16 protein-coding genes are annotated in these 20,214 nt (G+C 57.8%); 8 read left to right on the forward strand and 8 right to left on the reverse strand.

Annotated features, from left to right (window positions below):
- Positions 1–2 precede the first annotated feature (2 nt).
- On the reverse strand, positions 3–1,868 hold the full coding sequence (locus APA10_RS06490; protein WP_003629046.1) for an alginate export family protein: 1,866 nt from the start codon (positions 1,866–1,868) through the stop codon (positions 3–5).
- A gap of 247 nt (positions 1,869–2,115) precedes the next feature.
- A complete protein-coding gene (locus APA10_RS06495; RefSeq protein ID WP_174714298.1) occupies positions 2,116–2,772 on the reverse strand; it encodes a hypothetical protein in 657 nt (218 codons plus the stop codon).
- Positions 2,773–2,847: 75 nt separating this feature from the next.
- Between APA10_RS06495 and APA10_RS06500 the strand changes: the two genes are divergently transcribed.
- Positions 2,848–3,078, forward strand: coding sequence for a DUF3126 family protein (locus APA10_RS06500; RefSeq protein WP_012812599.1), 231 nt, complete (start codon positions 2,848–2,850; stop codon positions 3,076–3,078).
- A gap of 123 nt (positions 3,079–3,201) precedes the next feature.
- Here APA10_RS06500 and APA10_RS06505 read toward each other — a convergent pair whose 3' ends face one another.
- The gene (locus APA10_RS06505) at positions 3,202–3,813 is read right to left on the reverse strand and encodes a DUF2939 domain-containing protein (RefSeq protein ID WP_003629049.1); all 612 of its coding nucleotides are present in this window, start codon (positions 3,811–3,813) and stop codon (positions 3,202–3,204) included.
- Positions 3,814–4,006: 193 nt separating this feature from the next.
- On the opposite strand from APA10_RS06505, the gene APA10_RS06510 reads away from it, so the two are divergent.
- From APA10_RS06510 to APA10_RS06525, 4 genes are all read left to right on the forward strand, one after another.
- Entirely contained in the window at positions 4,007–4,819 is an 813-nt protein-coding gene (locus APA10_RS06510) for a HesA/MoeB/ThiF family protein (protein WP_003629051.1), read from the forward strand.
- Positions 4,820–5,096: 277 nt separating this feature from the next.
- A complete protein-coding gene (locus tag APA10_RS06515; protein ID WP_003629053.1) occupies positions 5,097–6,113 on the forward strand; it encodes an SH3 domain-containing protein in 1,017 nt (338 codons plus the stop codon).
- 32 nt (positions 6,114–6,145) lie between these two features.
- Entirely contained in the window at positions 6,146–7,606 is a 1,461-nt protein-coding gene (pyk, locus tag APA10_RS06520) for a pyruvate kinase (RefSeq protein WP_003622475.1), read from the forward strand.
- A 144-nt stretch (positions 7,607–7,750) separates the two neighbouring features.
- Positions 7,751–8,965 (forward strand): SMP-30/gluconolactonase/LRE family protein, encoded by a 1,215-nt coding sequence (locus APA10_RS06525; protein ID WP_035365712.1) that lies wholly within the window; start codon positions 7,751–7,753, stop codon positions 8,963–8,965.
- Between the two features lie 11 nt (positions 8,966–8,976).
- Here APA10_RS06525 and APA10_RS06530 read toward each other — a convergent pair whose 3' ends face one another.
- Positions 8,977–10,131: an MFS transporter gene (locus tag APA10_RS06530; RefSeq protein ID WP_003629056.1), complete on the reverse strand. Its 1,155-nt coding sequence runs from the start codon at positions 10,129–10,131 to the stop codon at positions 8,977–8,979.
- 64 nt (positions 10,132–10,195) lie between these two features.
- Positions 10,196–10,696 (reverse strand): hypothetical protein, encoded by a 501-nt coding sequence (locus tag APA10_RS06535; RefSeq protein WP_080587122.1) that lies wholly within the window; start codon positions 10,694–10,696, stop codon positions 10,196–10,198.
- A 141-nt stretch (positions 10,697–10,837) separates the two neighbouring features.
- On the opposite strand from APA10_RS06535, the gene typA reads away from it, so the two are divergent.
- Both typA and APA10_RS06545 read left to right on the forward strand, forming a co-directional pair.
- The gene (typA, locus tag APA10_RS06540; RefSeq protein ID WP_012812606.1) at positions 10,838–12,655 is read left to right on the forward strand and encodes a translational GTPase TypA; all 1,818 of its coding nucleotides are present in this window, start codon (positions 10,838–10,840) and stop codon (positions 12,653–12,655) included.
- A 356-nt stretch (positions 12,656–13,011) separates the two neighbouring features.
- Positions 13,012–13,311 (forward strand): hypothetical protein, encoded by a 300-nt coding sequence (locus APA10_RS06545; protein ID WP_003629062.1) that lies wholly within the window; start codon positions 13,012–13,014, stop codon positions 13,309–13,311.
- A 254-nt stretch (positions 13,312–13,565) separates the two neighbouring features.
- On the opposite strand, the gene APA10_RS06550 is transcribed toward APA10_RS06545, so the two are convergent.
- The 3 genes from APA10_RS06550 to APA10_RS06560 form a co-directional block, all read right to left on the reverse strand.
- Positions 13,566–14,822, reverse strand: a complete 1,257-nt coding sequence (locus APA10_RS06550) for a D-amino acid dehydrogenase (RefSeq protein WP_012812608.1) — start codon at positions 14,820–14,822, stop codon at positions 13,566–13,568.
- Between the two features lie 223 nt (positions 14,823–15,045).
- Positions 15,046–16,062: an NAD(P)/FAD-dependent oxidoreductase gene (locus APA10_RS06555; RefSeq protein WP_003622489.1), complete on the reverse strand. Its 1,017-nt coding sequence runs from the start codon at positions 16,060–16,062 to the stop codon at positions 15,046–15,048.
- Positions 16,063–16,226: 164 nt separating this feature from the next.
- Positions 16,227–17,447 (reverse strand): NADP-dependent isocitrate dehydrogenase, encoded by a 1,221-nt coding sequence (locus APA10_RS06560; RefSeq protein WP_003629065.1) that lies wholly within the window; start codon positions 17,445–17,447, stop codon positions 16,227–16,229.
- 386 nt (positions 17,448–17,833) lie between these two features.
- Between APA10_RS06560 and APA10_RS06570 the strand changes: the two genes are divergently transcribed.
- On the forward strand, positions 17,834–19,951 hold the full coding sequence (locus tag APA10_RS06570) for a hypothetical protein (RefSeq protein ID WP_003629067.1): 2,118 nt from the start codon (positions 17,834–17,836) through the stop codon (positions 19,949–19,951).
- The last annotated feature ends 263 nt before the right edge of the window (positions 19,952–20,214 follow it).

A 20,214-nucleotide genomic window follows, 5' to 3' on the forward strand; every position in this document is an offset into this window, starting at 1 on the left:
TGTTAGAACGTAAGTTCCAAGTTGCTCTGCACGAACGCGCCGGAGGATGCGCCCGCGTTGATCATGGTTTTGGAGGCAAAAATATATTCGCCATCAATGCTTAGCGTAATGTGGCGCGTGGCACGCCACGTAAAGCTGGCCTGCGGCATGGTGGCTGTATAGGCCCCATGTGGGCGCAGGTTATAAAAAGCCGTGCCGCTGGCATAAATGGCATCCTGTTTGCTGTTGCGCCACACCACGGGCACCTTCATCAGCAAGGTGGTGTTGGGGGTGGGGGAAACCGTGGCAATAGGCCCTACATCTATGATGTTGGATTGCCCGATATAGGTGCTGATATCCAGGTAGTAGGCGCTGGGCACGTAAGGTGAAAGAAAGCTGCCCCAACTGCTGGTCTGGCTTTTGTTCATGTTGCCACCAGAGACATCATCCACCTGAATGCCCACAGCCGGATGCCCCGCCCATTTGGCAAAGCGCCATGAGAGTGTGGCGTTGACGGAATAGGCAGAAACAGGCCGCGTAGGGCCGCTTTTGGCAGCGCGGAATTCTCCGCCCTGCCACATGCCGCCAACAGAAAATTCAACAGGCCCGGCGTTACCCCATACGCGCATGCCCGGCGTATCACGGTGGGTAGAACCCGCAATGCTGCCGCCTGCTGCGGTGGGCAGGGCGCTGCTGGCCAGAATGATGCCGTAGTAAAAGCTATCTACAAACACCTGGCTGCTTTTGCCCAGAAACGAGAACTTGGGCAGCGCGTAAGATGTGTAGGCCCCAAACAGGCGAGACCTCCAGCCCACGGTATCATGGAAGGCAATAGGCGGGCTGTTATCTGTGAGGGTCAGGTAAAAGCCATCTACCCGAAAGTTCTTCCAGAAGGCATAGCCGCGCAGGCCGTTCCATGAATACGGCAAAGTGGGATACACGCTTCCTGCCGTAAAATAGGGGGGTGCATCCAAAAAGGTCATGCGCCCGGCCATGCCGCCTACGGTGGCGCCCAGCACCTTGCCGCGTACTTCTACAAATGCCTGCTGGGCATCCAGTTTGCTGCGCCAGCGGCCCCCGGCATAGCCATAGTAGTTTACACCTGCGGCCTGCCCGCTCATCAGCTCCCCATACAGGCGGACGTGTTCGCCCAAGTGCAGGTCTGCGCCCAGATTCCAGCGGAAATTGTTGCGGTAGGCCGGGTCTTTTTTGGTGGTGCCAAACCCTGCGCGCTGATCGTAAAAGTTGTGCTGGCGGAAGTTGCCGCTGAAGGACAGGTAAATATCGCCTTCCTGATTGAAGGGAATGTATTTGAGCGCATCCATGGCATCCAGACGGTTGCGCTTATCCCGCAGGCTGGACCAATCCTCCGCCCAGCGTGAAACAGCATAATACCCCACGGTGCCAAACCCTGCGGCGGCTCCGGTATTGGCGTTAAATACGCCCCACGGGCCTTGATGCAGCAGGGCCGTAGGCAGGGGGGCGAGTTCCAGAGACTGCGGCTGACCATACGCTTCTGGTCGGCTGGTGAGCGGGGGCAGCAGGCGCTCATTATCCCAAAACCCCGGTTTGGCTGCGGGCGCGGCAGAGGATGTCACTTCTGCCGGGGCTTCCTTGGCGGGTACAACGGTTGTTGCAGGAACCCTGCGCACAGGAACAGATGTGTGCGGATAATGCAGATGTGCAGCATTAGGTGCTGTTTCCGCCGCGTGTGCAGATGGGGCAAGCCACACGGCACACCCGGCTGCAGAAGCTGCAAGCAGAATGTGCAGGCCAAAGGCGGGCCAATAAACAGGGGTGCGGGCAGGCAAGGCAGGAGGAGAAAAAGCCGGACAGTAAACGGCGGCAATGGCCTGTCCGGGACGAGAAAATCCGGGGTATGCGGTCATGGGCCGGGATTCGCTTCTTGTTATTTTTTTTTGAGAGATATTCTAATAATGAATATCTAATATTTGGATGTTACCACTTCACGCGCTCAGATCATATCTAAATTGCGTGTGGTGCATTTCTTCTCTGTGCAGCGTTTTGGGCTGAACAGGCGCGTATAAACCGGCTGAAACTGGCAGTATTTCTTGGTTTTTTGTGCCAGCTTCAGGGTTTCATAAAAACTGTTTTAAAAAATCAACAAAAAAGTGTTCAGCCATCCAGCCTGTTCAGGCACCGCTGCGCGCGGTCAGACAGATGAACATCATGCACATGGGCCACAGCTTGGCGGGCCTGTTGGCGCCATGCGTGGCTCATACCTATGGGGGAGCACACAGCCTGCACATCGGCCTGCACGGGGCCACCGTGTTTGGTGGCGGCCAGCACAATAGCCGGGTGCTTGGGCAGGGCGGCCTGCATGGTTTTATAAAGCGTGCGCGTTGTGCGCGAATCTGCTGCGGGCAAAAGTGCAGGCACAAGCCGCGCGGCATCGGGCTGGCCAGAGGCTACGGCGTGCTGCACATCCGCCCACCCTTTCTGGCGAGAGAGGGCTTGCGCCGTCTGGGCTGCGCCATCATGTTCCACCATGTTCAGAATATGGGTGGTGCGTTCTGGCTGCCGTTCTGGCAGCGGAGCATGTTGCAGGGCAAAAAGGCACATCCCCACCGGCACGCAGGCAGAAAGCACCGGCACAAGAGCACGCAAGAAACGCAATGGCAGATCCTCCTCTAACCTGTGGGTTACATGCACTGCAGAAAGTGGCGCTGGCAGGGCAATGCTGCGGAAAGGTTGCGGCAGCGTGGGTGGTTGTCCTATAGCGGGGCCACAGATCGGAAAGGCGGCCGCGCCAGTGCCCGGTCGCTCCACCATTTTGGGCGGGGTGGCCCATGCCTGCGCGGCTTGTCTTATTTTGGCGCAAAGTTATGCCAGCAGGAAAAGAATGACATGAGCGGTTCCATATCTCCTTCAGAAATCTCCCGGCTCCAGACAGCTCTGCGCAGGCTGCTGGGTTCCGAAAAGCTGACCATCAACCCCGCACCTCGTGCAGGTATGTCTGTTGAACTGGCAGCAGATGGTGAAGTGATCGGCACCATCCATCGTGATGATGAAGATGGTGATGTGTCCTACGCCGTAAACATTGTGGTGCTGGAGGAAGACCTGCCCGCCGCCAAATAAATCTGGCGCACAGGGTTGCAAGGCCACTTCATGCGTAGGCTGGCAATTATGTTGCCGCCTGCGGGTGGGTGGCCTTTTTTATAAGGGCCACCCACATGCGCTAGGGAGAAGGCGGGTTAGAGTTCAGGCGTTGGACGGCGCCGCAGAAGCCTGAAGCACTGGAGCCCGCGCAGTGGGGAATTCCACATTGGTAATTTTCCAGCGCCAGCCCTGTATCCGCATTTCAATGCGCAGGGGCGTTTCGCGCTCATGCCCCGGCAGGGGTACTTCCGCTACAAACTGATCAAGCCGTGCAAACCTTACGGAAGCATGGGCCGCCAGAGAGGCGAAGGAAATATTGGGCTGGCTGACCGGCACCGCCGCCGGAATGGCCTGATCGACCAGCATGCCCAGATTGTTTTGCGTGACCGTGGTATCCACCGCATTGGAAACAGCCGTGGCGGCAAAGGATTCACCAAACTCGGGCAGATCGTCCGAGGCAGGTATAAGGTGCAGGCCATTAAGCGTCTGGTGCTTGATGGAGGCATCCAGCGCCCCCCAGTTGATGACCTGGCCAAGGGCCGTCATATCGTGGGAGTGCAGGGCGGAACCCACACTCCACAGCGTTACAAAAGGGGAAGCCAGATACACACCCAGCGCTGCTGCGGCTGAGGCAACACATATCCCCCGCGCGGTCTGGCGCGGGGTCAGACTGGCTGCTCGGGCAGGCTGCCCAAACTGAGGAAGGGATATCATGTTTGCATTCCTCTTATGTTGATTTTGCAGGTTACTATAACAGAAGCATACCTCTGATGCACACTAACATGTCATGTTTTGGGTGTTATTACAAAAACGTGATTTCTGCCACAACACGAAGCATGATGGCTGTTTAACGCCATTCTGACCGATCGGTTCACTGCCTTTTTTACTTTTTTCAGGACGCCCCACCATGATTTCGCAGTTTTCTGAAGACGAGATCCAGCGCTATTCCCGCCACATTCTTTTGCCCGAGGTTGGCGGAATCGGGCAGATGGCGCTGAAAGGGGCTTCCGTGCTGATTATTGGTGCGGGGGGCTTGGGTTCCCCCACGGCACTGTATCTGGCCGCAGCCGGTGTGGGGCGCATCGGGCTGGTGGATGATGATGTGGTGGAGCTTTCCAACCTTCAGCGCCAAATCCTGCACGCCACGGCCGATGTGGGGCGCAGGAAGATAGATTCCGCCCGTGCTACGCTGGAAGCCCTCAACCCCGGTATTGTCGTGGAAACACACCCCCAGCGGCTGGATGCCGCATCCGCAGAAGGGCTGATAAGCCAGTACGATCTGGTGTGTGATGGGTGCGATAACTTTGCCACCCGCTATGTGGTGAACGCCGCCTGCGTAAAAACCCGCAAGGTGCTGGTTTCCGCCGCCGTGCAGCGGTTTGAGGGCCAACTTTCCACCTTTCGCCCGTGGCGCGGTGGGCCGTGTTACCACTGCCTTTACCCCCAAACCGATGGTGAAGCCTCTGGCCTAAGCTGTGGTGAGGCTGGAGTGTTTGGTGCCGTAACGGGTGTGATGGGCACCTTGCAGGCCACCGAGGCCCTGAAGGAGCTTTTGAATATAGGAGAAAGCATGGCGGGGCGTTTGCTGATGTGGGATGCCCTGCGCACGCGCTTTACCACCATTATGTTGGAGGCAGACCCTAACTGCCCCGTATGCGGCGGCATGGGGGCGGAACACGCTCACACACCCCAACAACAGGCTGCACCTTCCGCCGGGTAAGCCGCCACAAACACGTATGCGCTGCGACTCCTGTTGCAGTTACGCATGCAGCACCTTCAAGCAGCGGAGAATACGGGCCTTTCCCCCAAAGGCTATGCAGGCGGGATGTGTTGGGCATAGGCTGCGTGTGCGGGGCATGTCTGGCGGGAACGCAAGGTTTGGCTTAGATTTGCCGCGGCTTTGGCAGGGCAGGGCGTGCACCCTTATCTGTCTCCACGCGCGGGATAAGGTGTGATGCCTCTTGCCCCGGCGCGTCTCTCTTGGCAGGGATGCAGGCATGATGTTCACACGCTCTTCCATTTTCCGGCTTCACCTGCTTGCCTGTGCGGCAGGCTGTGCCGTGGCTTTTGCCAGTGTTCCCACGGTTTCTGCCAATGCGGCAGAGCAGAAAAAAACCTCGGCGCACAGCCACCATGCGCATCATGCCGGGGCCACGCATGAAGGTGCTTCTGCCAAGGTGGGCAAAAAGGCTTCCGCCAAGTCGGACACGGCAAAGTCAGACAGTGCAGAGGCCAAGGCCGAGCATGCCAAAAAGAGCAAGCATCATAAAAAGCACCATGCTGCAGGGCATGAGGCCACGCACACCGCAGCCGCCAAGCATCACCCCGTAGCCACGGCTGCCGCTGGGGCCGCAGCGGGGGCAGGTGCAGTTGCCGCGGGCACTGCCGCAGCAGATGCCGCAAATCCGGCCACACCTCCGGCAGATGCCGCGCCAGAACCGCCAAAGGGCACCGTAACGGGCCTGCCGCTGCCACGTTATGCGGCATTGCGGGCGGATGAAGTGAACATGCGTGCCGGGCCGGGGCAGCGTTTCCCCATTATCTGGGTGTATCATCGCCGCGGTATGCCGGTGCGGATCGAGCGTGAATTTGATGTGTGGCGTCTGGTAGAAGACCCCACGGGCCAGAAGGGCTGGATGCAGCAGGCCACCCTTGCGGGCGGGCGGGATTTTCTGGTGCCGGGTGAACCACCGGGGGATGATGCCCCCATAGCGCCCAAGCTGGACAAGAATGGTGAGAAAATTCCCGCATCCGGCCACATGGATACGCGCGTTGTAGAAACAGTGCCCACGCTGGATGATGCCAAAAGCATTGCAGGTGCCGTTATGCTCCGCGCAAGTGCCAGTGATGATGCCCCTGTTGTAGCGGTGCTGAAACCGGGTGCTGTAGGCTCTGTTAAGGAATGTGCGGCAGGCTCTGCCTGGTGCAGGGTTTCCGTTAAACAGTATAATGGCTGGGTGCCACGCAAGGCGATCTGGGGTGTGGATGCTGATGAGGCCGTCAACCCCTCCTGAAAGACCCCAGCGGACTAGAAGGAGAAACAGATATGGCTGAATCCACACAACAGGGTTCGGGCGCAGAACAGGCGCAAACCTGCCGTACTAAAATTGTGGCCACACTCGGTCCGGCTTCTTCAGATTATGCAACCATCCGCGATCTGGCCTTGGCCGGGGCGGATGTGTTCCGCTTCAATTTCTCCCACGGCACGCATGAAGATCACGCCGCCCGCCACGCCATTGTGCGGCGGTTGGAAGAAGAACTGGGCACACCCATTGGCATTCTGGCCGATATGCAGGGGCCAAAGCTGCGCGTGGGCCGCTTTGCCGCAGGCCGCATTATCTTGCAGCCGGGTGCCACCTTTCGGTTTGATCTGTCTGACGTGCCGGGGGATGAGCACCGCGTAAACCTGCCGCACCCGGAAATTATCAGTGCCGTGCGCCCCGGCAGCCGCCTGCTGATGGATGATGGCAAGCTGGCCGTTGTGGTGGAAAAAGTAGGGCCAGACTGGATAGAAACGCGGGTGGATGTAGGTGGCCCGCTTTCTGACCATAAAGGCGTGAACGTGCCGGATGTGGCGCTGCCCATTCCCGCCCTGACAGAAAAAGACCGCAAGGATCTGGCCTTTGCGCTGGATCTGGGGGTGGATTACGTGGCCCTTTCCTTTGTGCAGCGGGCCGAGGATGTGGCACAGGCCCGTGCGCTGGTGGGTGAACGCGCCGCCGTGCTGACCAAGCTGGAAAAACCGCAGGCGGTTGAAAATCTGGACGCCATTCTGGAACTGTCTGATGCTGTTATGGTGGCGCGTGGAGATTTGGGCGTTGAACTGCCGCCCGAAACCGTGCCGCTGGTGCAAAAACGCATTATTCGCGCTGCCCGCAGGCTGGGCAAACCCGTTGTGGTGGCCACCCAGATGCTGGAAAGCATGATTTCTGCTCCAACTCCCACACGGGCCGAGGCATCGGATGTGGCAACCGCCGTGTTTGATGGTGCAGATGCCGTAATGCTTTCTGCCGAATCCGCAGCAGGCAAATATCCGCGTGAGGCTGTGCGGATTATGAACCGCATTTTGTGGCGGGTGGAAGAAGATGCCGGCTGGCAGGCCCATATGGCCGCAGCCCGTCTGGCCCCGGAAGATTACGTGGCCGATGCCATTGCCAGCGCCGTGCAGCAGGTGGCGGATACGCTCAAGGCTCCGGCCATTGTGGCTTATACGCACCGCGGCCCCACGGCGCTGCGCATTGCGCGTGAACGGCCCACATGCCCCATTCTGGGCATTACACCCACACATACATCTGCCCGGCGCATGGCGCTGGTATGGGGTGTGCGGGCATTTGTAAGCGCGCCGCACAAACCCACAACCACGGTGGAAGATGTGGTGGAGGCCGCGCTGGATGTGGTGAACCGGGCAGGCATAGGGGCAGAAGGTGATTCTGTGGTGATAGCCGCCGGTGTGCCCTTTGGCGTAAGTGGTTCCACCAACCTTTTGCGCGTGGCGCGTATTGGCTGAAAACCGTGCAGGGCAGAGGGTTTGCAATGGCCCCATGCCCTTGCGCAAAGGGGTTGCCACAGCCAAAGGGGTGACAGTGCAGGGCCAAGGCAGTATGCACCCGCTCCATATGGCAGAAATTGCCCGGTAAACGCAGGAGGCTCAATGGCACCCCCACGTAGCAGGCTGGCAAGACGTGCAATGCTGAAAGGCATAACCGCGCTTTCTGCAACCGTGGCAGCCCCGGTGCTGGCCCGTGGGGCGGATGAAGTTCTACCCGATACCGTGCGCCCGCCCGATGTTACCACCAATCCGCCGCGCCAATGGGGGGTAAACGCCCCACCCGTTTATACGCCAGACCCGGATGTGCTGGTGATAGATCGCTCCTTCCGCGATCTGCTGTACGGCAACGCCGCCCTGCATCGTGTGTGGGATAAAGGCACATGGCTGGAAGGGCCTGCGTGGTCATCCCAAGGGCGGTATCTGCTGTTTAGTGATGTAGTGGCAAGTCGGCAGTATCGCTATTTGTGGGAAACGGGGGAGGTGACGGTTTTTCGCCCGGAATCCTACCACGCCAATGGCAACACGTTTGATTATCAGGGCCGCCAGATTACGTGCGAGCACTTTCTGCGCCGCGTGATCCGGTGGGAGCACGATGGTTCCGCCCATGTGGTGGCCGACAAGTTTGAAGGCCATTCCCTCAACTCCCCCAATGATGTGATAGCCCACCCGGATGGCAGCATCTGGTTTACCGATCCGGGGTATGGAGACAACGTGGCCGAAGGCCATGCCGACATGCCGGGCGGTGAGGCCAACCCGGATGGGCATATCCGCTGGAAAATAGGGGAAGAACTTATTGGCACGCTGGGTGGTTCGCGCCGGCAGGCAGACCATACCTTCCGTGTAGATGCGGCAGGCCATCTGGATGTGGTGCTCACGCAGGCGCAGTTGCCCAACCCCAACGGGCTGTGCTTCTCGCCCGATTTCTCGCGGCTTTATGTTATTTCATCCGGCAAGCAGCCGGGCGGGCATGGGCATGATGGAGATCAGGCCGTGCATGTGTTTGATCTGCACAAGGAGGAACTGCCGCTTTCCAACCCGCGCCTGTTCACCAACATGCGGTTTGAAGGCGTGCAGATGGGGCCGGATGGCATGAAGGCCGATGTGCACGGCAATATCTGGTGCGGTGTCAGCGGGCCGGTGGGGCTGTGCGGGGTGTTTGTGTTCAACCCCGAAGGGCACCTTATTGGCCGCATTCGCCTGCCGCAGAGTGTTTCCAACCTCACATTTGGTGGCCCCAAGCGCGATTGGCTATTTATGTGCGCGGGGGATTCACTCTACCGTTTGCAGGTGAACACCCAAGGCGCGGCCCCGGCCTGAGAAGGCAGCGTTTAGGCGCTTTTTTTCAGGAACAGGGGCAGCAGGCCAAATAGCGCGCAGGTAATGGCGGCAAACCATGCCAAGCCATCTGGCGCTGCCGCCATGGAGCTGGCAGCCAGCGCAGGCCCTGCAAACGCACCTGCACTCCATGCAAGGGAGCTGAGGGTGTAAATGGCTATCAGGTCTCCGCCCTTATAGCGGTCTCCCACAACAGACATGGCCACTGTGTAAATACTGGCAAACACGCCATCCCACGCAAACAGCAGCACATGGGCCAAACCGGGATGATGGATAGCCACCGGCCACAGCAACGCGCCCCCAGCAGCCAACCCTGCCAATGAGACTAAAAGCCAGCGGCGGCTTGTGCGGTCTCCTATCCAGCCAATGGGAATCTGAAACGCCGTAGCCCCCAGCAGCATGATGCTGAGCAACAGCGTAGCCGCGTGTTCTGACCACCCGGAGTGCATGGCATACAGCGCCAGAAAAGAGGTGGCGGCCGAATCCAGCATGGCAATCAGCAATGTGGCGGCAATAACAATGGGGGCCAGAGGCAGATAGCGCAGCAGGCTGGGGCGCTGCGGGGGCGTAAGCTGCGGGTGTGGTAACCACGGCGCAGCCACAAGCCCGGTGGTAACTAATAGGGCAACACTGGCGCAGGCAAAGGGCAGGGCGCTGGTGCGGCCTGTAACAGTAAGCAAGGCGGGGCCTGCGGCAATGCCAATGGAAAGCAGCGTGCTGTAAAGCCCCATCACGCGGCCTCTGGCGTGGTCTGGCGTAATCTGGTTCAGCCAGCTTTCAGAAAGCACCAGAATAATCTCGCACGCAGCCCCCAGCACGGTGCGCAAGCCAAACCACACCCAGATGGAGGGCAGCAGCGGAAAAAGGGCTAGCGTGGCAGCGCCCGTGAGCAAAGCCAGAGTTACAGCCCGCTTGGGCCCCAAAGCCATGCTGATGCGCGGGATAAACGGCGCAATGGCCAGTGAGCCCACAGCGTGCATCATGGTGTTGGCGGCAATCATGCCCGTGCCAAACCCCAGATCCACCATTTCCAGCGTAAACAGGGGCGCACCCAGCCCCATAACCAGCCCGAACATCAGCCCTACAACGGTAAGGGAAAGGGTAGGGGCGGCGCTTACAGCAGAACGCGCAGGAGAGTGAAGCAGCATAGGCTGGCTTGTAGCCGGTTGCGTGCGCCGGAGCCAGCCTTCACGCCCTCAGGCGTGCGCGTATTTAGAACAGTTTGTTGATAAGCGTGTTGCCAATGCCAAACCCCGCGCCAGATGCCAGAGAATGCGCAAAGCCGGAGTTGATGACATCGTCCAGCACGTTTTCCACTTCCGGCTTAACGGAGCTAAGGGCGGAGGGCTGCGGCGGGGCCACATTCTGCTGCATCTGTGTGGCAAGAGCCGTGTGCAAAGCCTGAAGCAGGTTGATAACCTGAGATTGCTCATCACGCAGGGAAAGGGCCAGTTCCTTCAGGTCCAGCAGCCATTCACGGGCCTGCATATCTCCGCCATCGGCGGCGGTTTGCATTTTGGCGCACAGCGTTTGCAGCGCGGTGGCAGATTGTTGGGCCTGTGCCTGAAACTGGTTGTAGGTTTGATCTATGGCCTGAATATCCATGCTAAAAACCCTTTCAATATAATGTGTTCCAAGGTGCCGAGCACACCACCATAAGGGGGTAAATGCAAGCCGTGCGGCCCGTATGTGGCCACCCCCGGTGGCAGCCATGATACGCACTGGTGAGGATTTTGCGTGCATTCCTGCGCGCGGGCGGCTATTTGTCTGCCCAAGCAAACATCAGCAAAGCCATTCTCCACCCTTTCAGGCAGAAAGCGGTGGCGTGGCCCGCAGGGAATATCAGGCCTTTACATGGATATCCGCAATATCGCCATCATTGCCCACGTTGACCACGGCAAGACGACTCTGGTTGACGAACTGCTCAAGCAGTCGGGTTCGTTCCGCGAAAACCAGCACGTTGCCGAACGCGCAATGGACAGCAACGATCTGGAACGCGAACGTGGCATTACCATTCTTGCCAAGTGCACTTCCGTTGTCTGGAAAGATACCCGTATCAACATTATTGATACACCCGGACACGCCGACTTTGGCGGGGAAGTGGAACGTATTCTGAGCATGGTGGATGGCGCCATTGTGCTGGTGGACTCCGCCGAAGGTGCGCTGCCGCAGACCAAGTTTGTGGTTGGCAAGGCACTGGCCCGCGGCCTGAAGCCAATTGTGGTTGTGAACAAGATTGACCGTGGCGATGCCCGCCCCGATGAAGTGCACAACGAAATTTTCGATCTGTTTGCAGCCCTTGGCGCAAATGATGAACAGCTTGACTTCCCGATGCTGTTTGCTTCTGGCCGTCAGGGCTGGGCAGATGAAACGCTGGACGGCGCCCGCAAGGACCTGAGCCCGATGTTCGAGCTGATCCTGCGCCATGTGCCCGCTCCGAATCTGGACAAAGACAAGCCCTTCGCCATGACAGCCACCATTCTGGAAAGTGACAACTTTCTGGGCCGCGTGCTGACAGGCCGTGTGGAACAGGGCCGCGCCAAGGTGAACATGCCTGTTAAGGTGCTGCGGGCCGATGGTTCCGTGGTGGAAACAGGCCGCCTGACCAAGCTGCTTTCCTTCCGTGGTCTGGACCGCGTGGGTGTGGAAGAAGTGGAAGCTGGTGACATTGTGGCCGTGGCCGGTTTGTCTGAAGCCACCATTCCAGACACCATTGCTGCCCCGGAAGTGGAAGCCCCGCTGGAAGCCATTCCGGTTGATCCGCCGACACTGTCCATGACCTTCCGCCTGAACGATGGCCCGCTGGGTGGCCGTGAAGGCAAGAAGGTAACGTCTCGCCAGATCCGTGACCGTCTGTTCAAGGAAATCGAAAGCAACATTGCTATTCGCGTGACAGACAGCCCGGAAAGCGAAGCGTTTGAAGTGGCTGGCCGTGGTGAACTTCAGCTTGGTGTGCTGATTGAAACCATGCGCCGTGAAGGCTTTGAGCTGACAATCGGTCGCCCGCGCGTGCTGTTCCGCACCAATGAAGAAACGGGTGAGCGCGAAGAGCCTTACGAAGAAGTTACCATTGATGTGGACGAACCCTATTCCGGCGTTGTGGTGGAAAAGATGTCCCTCCGCAAAGGCCAGATGCAGGACATGCGCCCCTCCGGCGGTGACAAGGTGCGCCTGACATTCGTCATCCCGTCTCGCGGGCTGATCGGCTATCACGGTGAATTCCTGACCGACACGCGTGGCACGGGTATCATGAACCGTCTGTTCTCCCACTACGGGCCTTATGCTGGCACCGTGGAAGGCCGCCGCAACGGGTCTCTGATCTCTGCAGAAAACGGGGCTACCACGCAGTACTCCCTGTTCTCCCTGCAGGATCGTGGCACGCTGTTCGTGGATGCGGGTGAAACAGTTTATCAGGGCATGATCATCGGTGAGCATTCCCGTGAGAATGATCTGGAAGTAAACCCGATCCGTGAAAAGAAGCTGACCAACATGCGTGCCGCCGGTAAGGACGAAGCCCTGCTGCTGACCCCGCCGCGCCGTATGTCTCTGGAACAGGCTATTGCTTACATTGAAGATGATGAGCTGGTGGAAGTTACCCCATCTGCCATCCGCCTGCGTAAGCGGTATCTGGACCCGAACGAACGCAAGAAGCGCGGCAAAAAGGCAGACTGATTCTCTGTAACTTGTGGGCTGCCTGGCATTTTGGGCAGCCTGTAAGTGTGGCGCGTTTGTGGTGTAGAGATATTTTTTTCAGTTACACCATTTTGTCACATACAGAGCGTTCAAAGCGCTTTTTCCTATGAAAACCGCCTGTTAGCGGGCGGTTTTTTAGGTTTTGCCAATGCCAATATGGCTGGTTTACGGCTGTCAAGTGACTGGGTGATGATATGTGCAAAGATTGCACAAATTTTAGCTCAAGACGCTGTGCTTTTGCCGTGATAATAAGCAATGCATAAACCGGTCTATGTGCTGGATGCAGGGTTGTCCTGCATGAGGCGGAGTGGACCACAGGTTTTTGGAGACATTCTATGATTTCTCGTCGTCTGCTTGCGGCTCTGTCCACCGTTGCCCTGCTGGGCGCTGCTGCTCCTTCCTTCGCTCAGGAAGCTGCACCTCCTGCTCCTCCCGCTGCTAGTGGCCCAGAAGCTGGTGCTCAGGCCCCAGAAGGCGCTGGCCCGGCTGCTGAAGAAGCTGGTCGCACGGAAGAAAGCAAAGGTGCTGCTGCGCATAAGGGCAAGCACAAAGGCAAGCACAAAGGTGGCAAACACCACGGCAAGAAGAAGTCCGCAGCTCCGGCTTCTGACTCTTCTTCCGAATCTGCTCAGTAATAACCCGGCAGAAAGGGGCACTGCGTTACAGGCGCGGTGCTTCCTGCCTGCTGTGGCGTAAAGCTGCGGAATACAAAAAGGCCGCTGGTGGTTTTGCCACCGCGGCCTTTTTTGTGCCTGATGCACAGCACTGTTTTTTATAAACAGGTTAGATCAGCGGTATAGCAGGCGGGTGTGTCTATAACGGCAAGAGTGTGCGTGTGTAGCTTGCCGCCATGGTTTTGCGCCACAGCGGGCATAAGCTCTGGGCCAGCTTAGTTATAGCGGCTGATGGAAAGATCCAACGCCGGAATATCGGGCTTTTTGCCGTGCACAAGGTCTGCAATCAGGCGGCCAGAACCACAGGCCATTGTCCAGCCCAGCGTACCGTGGCCAGTGTTCAGCCACAGGTTTGTAAAGGCGGGCACAGGGCCAATAACGGGTGTGCCATCTGGCGTGCAGGGGCGCAGGCCTGTCCAGTATGTTGCGGCGGTAAGGTCTCCCCCGCCAAACAGTTCTGAAAAAGAAAGTTCCAGCGTTTCACGCCGGTCTGGGCTCAGCTTCTGGCTGTAACCTGTCAGTTCCGCCGTGCCACCCACGCGGATCCGGTTGCCAAGCCGCGTAATGGCCAGCTTGTAGGATGTATCATTCACGGTGGATGTGGGGGCGTGGGTTTCATCCGTAAGGGGCAGGGTGAGGGAATAGCCTTTTACGGGGTAAACCGGCAGATGCACGCGCAATGGGCGCAGTAGCAGCGGGCTATAGCTGCCCATGGCCACAATATAGGCATCACCCCGGAAGTGCCCGGCACTGGTGCGCACAGACATAATTTCGTCCGCCGCGGCATCCAGCCCCAGAATGGTGGTGTCATATACAAACTTTACACCCTTGGCTTCTGCCATACGGGCCAGCCTTTGGGTGAAAATATGTGCATCGCCCGATTCATCATTGGGCAAATACAGCCCACCTGTGAGCAGATGCTTGGCATGGGCTAGGCCGGGTTCGTGCTCCAGAACCTGATCCACCGCCAAAAGCTGGTGCGGAATGTTGGCTTCTGCCAGTAGGCGCATATCGTGCTGGGCGGTATCTATCTGCTTGTTGGTGCGGAAAAGCTGGATCAGCCCGCGCTGCCTGTCATCATACGTAATGCCGGTTTCAGCTCGCAGGGCATCCAGACAATCGCGGCTGTATTCAGCAATGCGCAACATGCGGGATTTGTTGATGTCATACGCATGGGCGTTACAGTTTTTTAAAAGCTGTTCCATCCAGCGCAACATGGCCAGATCAAACCGTTTGCGAATAACCAGCGGGCTGGTTTTGGGGTGCAGCATCCACTTTGCGGCCTGAAGCGGCAGGCCGGGAGAAGCCCAAGGTGTGGAATATCCGGGGGAAACCTGCCCCGCATTGGCAAACGATGTTTCAAGTGCTGGGGCGGGCTGGCGGTCTATAACCGTGACTTCATGCCCAAGGCTGGCCAGGTACCAGGCCGATGTCACCCCGATAACGCCAGCGCCGAGAATGATGACTTGCACGGTTTTATCCTTACTCACAAGGTCAATGGATCAGGCACGCACCATAGCTTGCCGCAGCCAACCGCGCCAGAACCCGTAAGAAAACTGGCATGGCGCACGTTGTATGGAGCTATGCGCCAGCAAAGCAGCCCCCGCCCAACCCATTGCGCAACAAAAGTGCGTTTATAAAAAATGGCGGCATGTAGCGCCCGCTTGGAGCCATGCCGCCATGATGGCGTGGGGTTTAGGCGGGCACACCTTTACTGGTGGAATATTCAAAGTGCAGCGCCTGATCCGGGTTCACAATGGGGTAAATGGCGTGAGCGGCCATGGCGGCTTCGCTAAACCCTTGCAGAATCAGCTTGAGCTTGCCGGGGTAGGTGGCCACATCGCCTACGGCAAACACGCCCGGCAGGCTGGTTTCACAGCTTGAAGGGGTGACGGGAATGGTGGAGCGCATGGTATCCATACCCCACCGCGCTACGGGCCCCAGATCTGTTGCCAGCCCAAAGAAAGGCAGCAGCACATCGGCTTCCAGCATACGGGTTGCCCCATCCAGATCAGCCACTTCCACGCCTTCCAGCGCACCGTTCTGGCCGTGCAGGGCGTGGAGCTGATAAGGCACAACCTTTTCAATCTGCCCGGCGGCTACGGCTTCATCCAACTGGCGCAGGCTTTCTGGCGCACCACGGAACCTGTCACGCCGATGCACGAGGTACAGCTTTTCTGCATTGTCTTTCAGGGAAAGAGCCCAATCCAGCGCGGAATCGCCGCCACCGGCAATCACAATACGGCGGCCTGCAAAATCGGCTTTGCGGCGCACGTAGTATTGCACGGCCCCGGTATCTTCAAACGCTTCCAAACCTTCCAGCGGTGGGCGGTTGGGGCCAAAGGCACCGGCACCGGCGGCAATAATAATGGCCTTGGCTTTCAGCGTGGTGCCCTGGTTGGTGCCCAGCGTAAAGTTGCCCCGGTGGCCTTCAAGGCTTTCCACCCGGTGCTTGAGCAGGCGCGGGATGTTGAAAGGGGCAATCTGTTCTTCCAGCCGGGCAATAAGCTGCGCGCCTTCTACGGCGGGGCAGGCGGGAATATCGTAAATCGGCTTTTCCGGATACAGGGCCGCACATTGGCCGCCCACTTCTGGCAGCACATCAATCAGCACACAGTTCAGCCGCAGCATGGCGCACTGAAAAGCGGCAAAAAGCCCGGCTGGGCCAGCGCCAATTATGGCTACGTCTGTTTCTGCTGGCGTATCAGTCATGGCGTGGCGTGATGCTCCCTTATCTGGTTACATTAAAATACAGTTTCTGTTTTGCGCCAGCACGGGCCGGTGCGCAATGGCCTAGAATAAGCAACACCCCGAAGCAGAAATTTGCTCCGGGGTGTGCTGGTGTTGTTCAGGTCAAAAGACGTGCGGCAGAAAAATCAGCCTTTGGTCAAGGCCTGCTTGAGTTTTTCATCCAGCACATCAAGGAAGGGCTGCGTGTCCAGCCATTTGGTGCCGTTGCCCACCAGTAGCGCCAGATCCTTGGTCATCTGCCCGCCTTCAACGGTATCTACGCACACTTTTTCCAGCGTGTTGGCAAAGTGCACAACGTCTGGCGTATCATCAAAGCGGCCGCGATAAGCCAGCCCACGTGTCCATGCAAAAATGGAGGCAATGGGGTTGGTGCTGGTGGGCTTGCCTTTCTGGTGCTCACGGTAATGGCGGGTGACGGTGCCATGCGCGGCTTCGGCTTCCACCACATCGCCTTTGGGGCTGAGCAGCACGGATGTCATCAACCCAAGGCTGCCAAAGCCCTGCGCCACAATGTCACTTTCCACATCACCATCGTAGTTTTTGCAGGCCCATACGTAGCCACCCGGCCATTTAAGGGCGCAGGCCACCATGTCATCAATCAGGCGGTGTTCGTAGGTCAGACCCAGCTTTTCAAACTCGGCCTTGAATTCCTTTTCGTACACCTCCTGAAACACATCCTTGAACATGCCATCATAGGCTTTCAGGATGGTGTTCTTGGTGGACAGATACACCGGCAGCTTGCGGTCCCGCCCGTAGGAGAGGGAGGCACGGGCAAAGCCTTCGATGGATGCGCGGGTGTTGTGCATGCCCAGCGCCACGCCGGGGCCTTTGAAGTCATGCACATCCAGCGTAATGGGTTCGCCGCCATCTTCGGGAATGTAGTTGAGCGTCACCTTGCCGGGGCCGGGGATCTTGGTTTCCGCAGCGCGGTAGATATCCCCATAGGCATGGCGACCAATCACGATGGGCTTTGTCCAGTGCGGCACAAGGCGTGGCACGTTGGAACAGATGATGGGTTCACGAAAGATGGTGCCATCCAGAATGTTGCGGATGGTGCCGTTGGGTGAACGCCACATCTTTTTCAGCCCAAATTCCTTCACCCGTGCTTCATCGGGGGTGATGGTGGCGCATTTTACAGCCACGCCGTAGCGTTTGGTGGCTTCTGCGGCTTCTACGGTCACCTTGTCATCCGTGGCATCGCGGTTTTCTATGCCCAGATCGTAATATTTCAGGTCAATATCCAGATAGGGCAGAATCAGGCGCTCACGAATGAAGTGCCAGATGATACGGGTCATTTCATCCCCGTCCATTTCTACCACCGGGTTCTTGACCTTGATTTTAGCCATAATACTGCATCCGATTCGAAGAGTGTCTTGCATTCGTTGCGCGCAGATGCGGAATACGCATAGGCATCATGCAGTGCGCGAATTGAGACCATAAGCGGGGATGCAACACTGCGCTGTTCACGATCAGGACAGAACAGGCCCTATTGGGCGCAATAGGGCTTACGCGCGGGCAAAAATCTTTGTTTTGTGCGGGATGGGCCCTGTTATCACAAACATGTCAGGGTTTGGGCTGGTGGATCATCCCATCTCGGTCAAGAGGTGCCCGCGCGGGAGATGTTATGCTAACCATGTGCATCATTAAGGAAAAATGGCTGGCCGCCTGTATGCACGTGTCAGCCACAACCATGATTCCGCATATGGAACGGGCAGCCGGGGTAAGCTGAGGCATGTTTTCTTTTATATCACTTCACGGGCACATTCTGGCACATCGTGATTTCTACCTTACGGGAATTCCGGTTGCGCAAGCCGTTTCTCCGCAGTGGAACGTGGTTCAGCTGAATCCCGCAGGCAATAATCTGCAAGGGTTTGCAGATATTGCCGTAAGCGTTGTGGAAGATGGTGATAACAGAGGGCTGGTGACGCTGGGGGATGGCACAAACTTTTTGTGCGCCCATCCGGAAGGTGAACTGACATGGATGCAGCATGTTCTCACGTGGGAATTGTTTGCACCGGTGTTGAGCCAGCATGTGCCTCTGCTTGTGCGTTTGGCGCAGGGCAAATGGCTTATTGCCGGACAACAGCAGGCTGAGCAGGTTTTGTTTTTAAACCACTCCCTCCAGCTTGGTGAGCATAAGTGGGACCTGCGCACCCTTTTCCTGCGTGAAAAAGGCGATGCCATTGTTGTTTCTGATGGGCGTGAGCAGGAAAGCGTGCTCCAGCCCAGCCCCGTGGCGGTGCAGAAAACCTTTATGGCAGCGCTATCTGCCCAGATGAAGGCAATGGGGGATAGCCCGTTTGTGCAGGCCGCGCAGGCCGCCCGCCAACGTTTGCTTGTGGCCCCCGAAGATTCTGGCTGTTTGCTGGAGCTGGCAAAAGATTGCGCCAAGGTTGGGCAATTCGGCTTGGCGCGCACTGCGGTATTGTGCGCTGCGTTGCAGGATTTTCGGCCAGATTTATACTTCTTTTCCGCCATTCTGGCGTTGCGGGAAGGGGAGGCCCAGCAGGCCGCGGAATTGGCCAATCTGGCCCTGAAAGGCCGGTTTGGTGAGGCCCCCATACCCGAACAGCTCACACATCTGGTGCAGCGGACAGCGCAGGGGGAGGCCGCGCTGCTTTTGCTGCCCGCTGCCTTGAAAGAGCTGCCGGATACAGAAGAGTTTGACCCCGCCTTTAATTTTTTGATGGTGCCTTTGCCGGCCTCTATGCTGAGGGCAGAAGATGTGCGGCAGGCCTATTCTTACCAGTTTGAGCAAGTGGCTTCTGCCTGCACGCAGGAAGAACGGCTGCAACTGGCGCAGGCTGATCAGGCCCAGAACAGGGCGCAATACTGGAACCAGGTTGTGGCTGGCCATTACGCATGGCTCAATCAGGACCGCGCCAGCGCAGACCCGCATTATGTTACGGCCCGTAAGCTTTCCAGAGATTCCGGCATCAAGGCCATTGATTATAATTGCGGTGTTTATACATGGTTGCCGGAAGCCGCGGCATACAACCTGCATGAACAACAGGTAATAGACCAGTTGGGCATTGCGGGCTGGAACTGGCATTCCAGCGTAGCGCCTGATCGGACCGAGGCTGATGCGCCAGATGCCTGTCTGGTTTTTGGGTGCGATAGTGCGTATTTCCGCTTTGTGCCCAAGCTTGTGATGTCTTTGATGCGGGCGTGTCAGGCGCAGCCGGAACACGGGCGTTTCCGCCTATGCTTGGGTGTGGATCGGCCCACGGATGAACAGTTGACCCTGATGCAGGATCTGGTGGCCTTTTTCTCGGAAAAAGACCGGGGGATGGATGTGTCCTTCACGCACGGGCAACTGAACCATGCGAACGAGGCCACCTATACCTGCATCCGCTACCTTATGCTGCCGCATATTGTGGGCCAGTGGCACTGCCCGGTGCTGACAGCAGATTGCGATGGTTACTTCCCGCAGGATTTCCCGGCCTTGTGGCAGGAGCTCACATCCGGTTCGGATTACGGGTTCCGGCTGTATGCGTACAACCATGAAGGCAAGCAGATAGCCGGAGAACCGTGGGGCTTTGGTGCGGGCCTGTCCTATTTTGGGGAAACGGAGCTTCTGCCGCAGATCGGGCGGTATCTGCACAATTATGTGCAGCGGACATACAGCCCGGAAAACCCAACCAACTGGTGTATTGACCAATGCGCGCTGGCACAGGCTTACGCGCGTTTTGTTGCACCGCGCTGGAATGACCTGCGGATACGCTTCATGGATGAAGGCACCCCTCTAATGGTGATGCCACACCATGTAGGCGGCAAAGATGCGCTGCTGGAACACGATGGCGCGGTTTCCGAGCAAGACCTGCGCCAGTTCATGCAGGATAACGCTTAAGAGTGTTTTGGCAAAAGCCGGTCAGTTTGGTCTGACCGGCTTTTTTGTTCGGGTTTTTATCGCAGGGGAAAAGCCACTGATGACATATGCTGCATTTTACAAAGAAGAAGACGAGCAGCGTTTTCAGGATTGGCAAAGGGCGCATCCATCCGGGATTTTTATAAACTCAAGTCCGGGGCGTCTGAATCCAAAGTATATTGTGGCGCATCGGTCTGGGTGCATGTCTGTGCAGCAGCATAAAGGGCGGACAGTGGTTTATTCTA

The sequence above is a fragment of the Acetobacter pasteurianus subsp. pasteurianus LMG 1262 = NBRC 106471 genome, assembly GCF_000285275.1.
Lineage (GTDB): Bacteria > Pseudomonadota > Alphaproteobacteria > Acetobacterales > Acetobacteraceae > Acetobacter > Acetobacter pasteurianus.

Excerpts from the sequence above, each read along its gene's own strand:
- pyk (WP_003622475.1), top strand. The coding sequence starts at position 6,146 with ATGGCTGAATCCACACAACAGGGTTCGGGCGCAGAACAGGCGCAAACC.
- APA10_RS06510 (WP_003629051.1), top strand. The coding sequence starts at position 4,007 with ATGATTTCGCAGTTTTCTGAAGACGAGATCCAGCGCTATTCCCGCCAC.
- APA10_RS06490 (WP_003629046.1), bottom strand. The coding sequence starts at position 1,868 with ATGACCGCATACCCCGGATTTTCTCGTCCCGGACAGGCCATTGCCGCC.
- APA10_RS06530 (WP_003629056.1), bottom strand. The coding sequence starts at position 10,131 with ATGCTGCTTCACTCTCCTGCGCGTTCTGCTGTAAGCGCCGCCCCTACC.
- typA (WP_012812606.1), top strand. The coding sequence starts at position 10,838 with ATGGATATCCGCAATATCGCCATCATTGCCCACGTTGACCACGGCAAG.
- APA10_RS06545 (WP_003629062.1), top strand. The coding sequence starts at position 13,012 with ATGATTTCTCGTCGTCTGCTTGCGGCTCTGTCCACCGTTGCCCTGCTG.
- APA10_RS06535 (WP_080587122.1), bottom strand. The coding sequence starts at position 10,696 with ATGGCTGCCACCGGGGGTGGCCACATACGGGCCGCACGGCTTGCATTT.
- APA10_RS06570 (WP_003629067.1), top strand. The coding sequence starts at position 17,834 with ATGTTTTCTTTTATATCACTTCACGGGCACATTCTGGCACATCGTGAT.
- APA10_RS06500 (WP_012812599.1), top strand. The coding sequence starts at position 2,848 with ATGAGCGGTTCCATATCTCCTTCAGAAATCTCCCGGCTCCAGACAGCT.
- APA10_RS06525 (WP_035365712.1), top strand. The coding sequence starts at position 7,751 with ATGGCACCCCCACGTAGCAGGCTGGCAAGACGTGCAATGCTGAAAGGC.
- APA10_RS06505 (WP_003629049.1), bottom strand. The coding sequence starts at position 3,813 with ATGATATCCCTTCCTCAGTTTGGGCAGCCTGCCCGAGCAGCCAGTCTG.
- APA10_RS06495 (WP_174714298.1), bottom strand. The coding sequence starts at position 2,772 with ATGGTGGAGCGACCGGGCACTGGCGCGGCCGCCTTTCCGATCTGTGGC.
- APA10_RS06515 (WP_003629053.1), top strand. The coding sequence starts at position 5,097 with ATGATGTTCACACGCTCTTCCATTTTCCGGCTTCACCTGCTTGCCTGT.
- APA10_RS06555 (WP_003622489.1), bottom strand. The coding sequence starts at position 16,062 with ATGACTGATACGCCAGCAGAAACAGACGTAGCCATAATTGGCGCTGGC.
- APA10_RS06560 (WP_003629065.1), bottom strand. The coding sequence starts at position 17,447 with ATGGCTAAAATCAAGGTCAAGAACCCGGTGGTAGAAATGGACGGGGAT.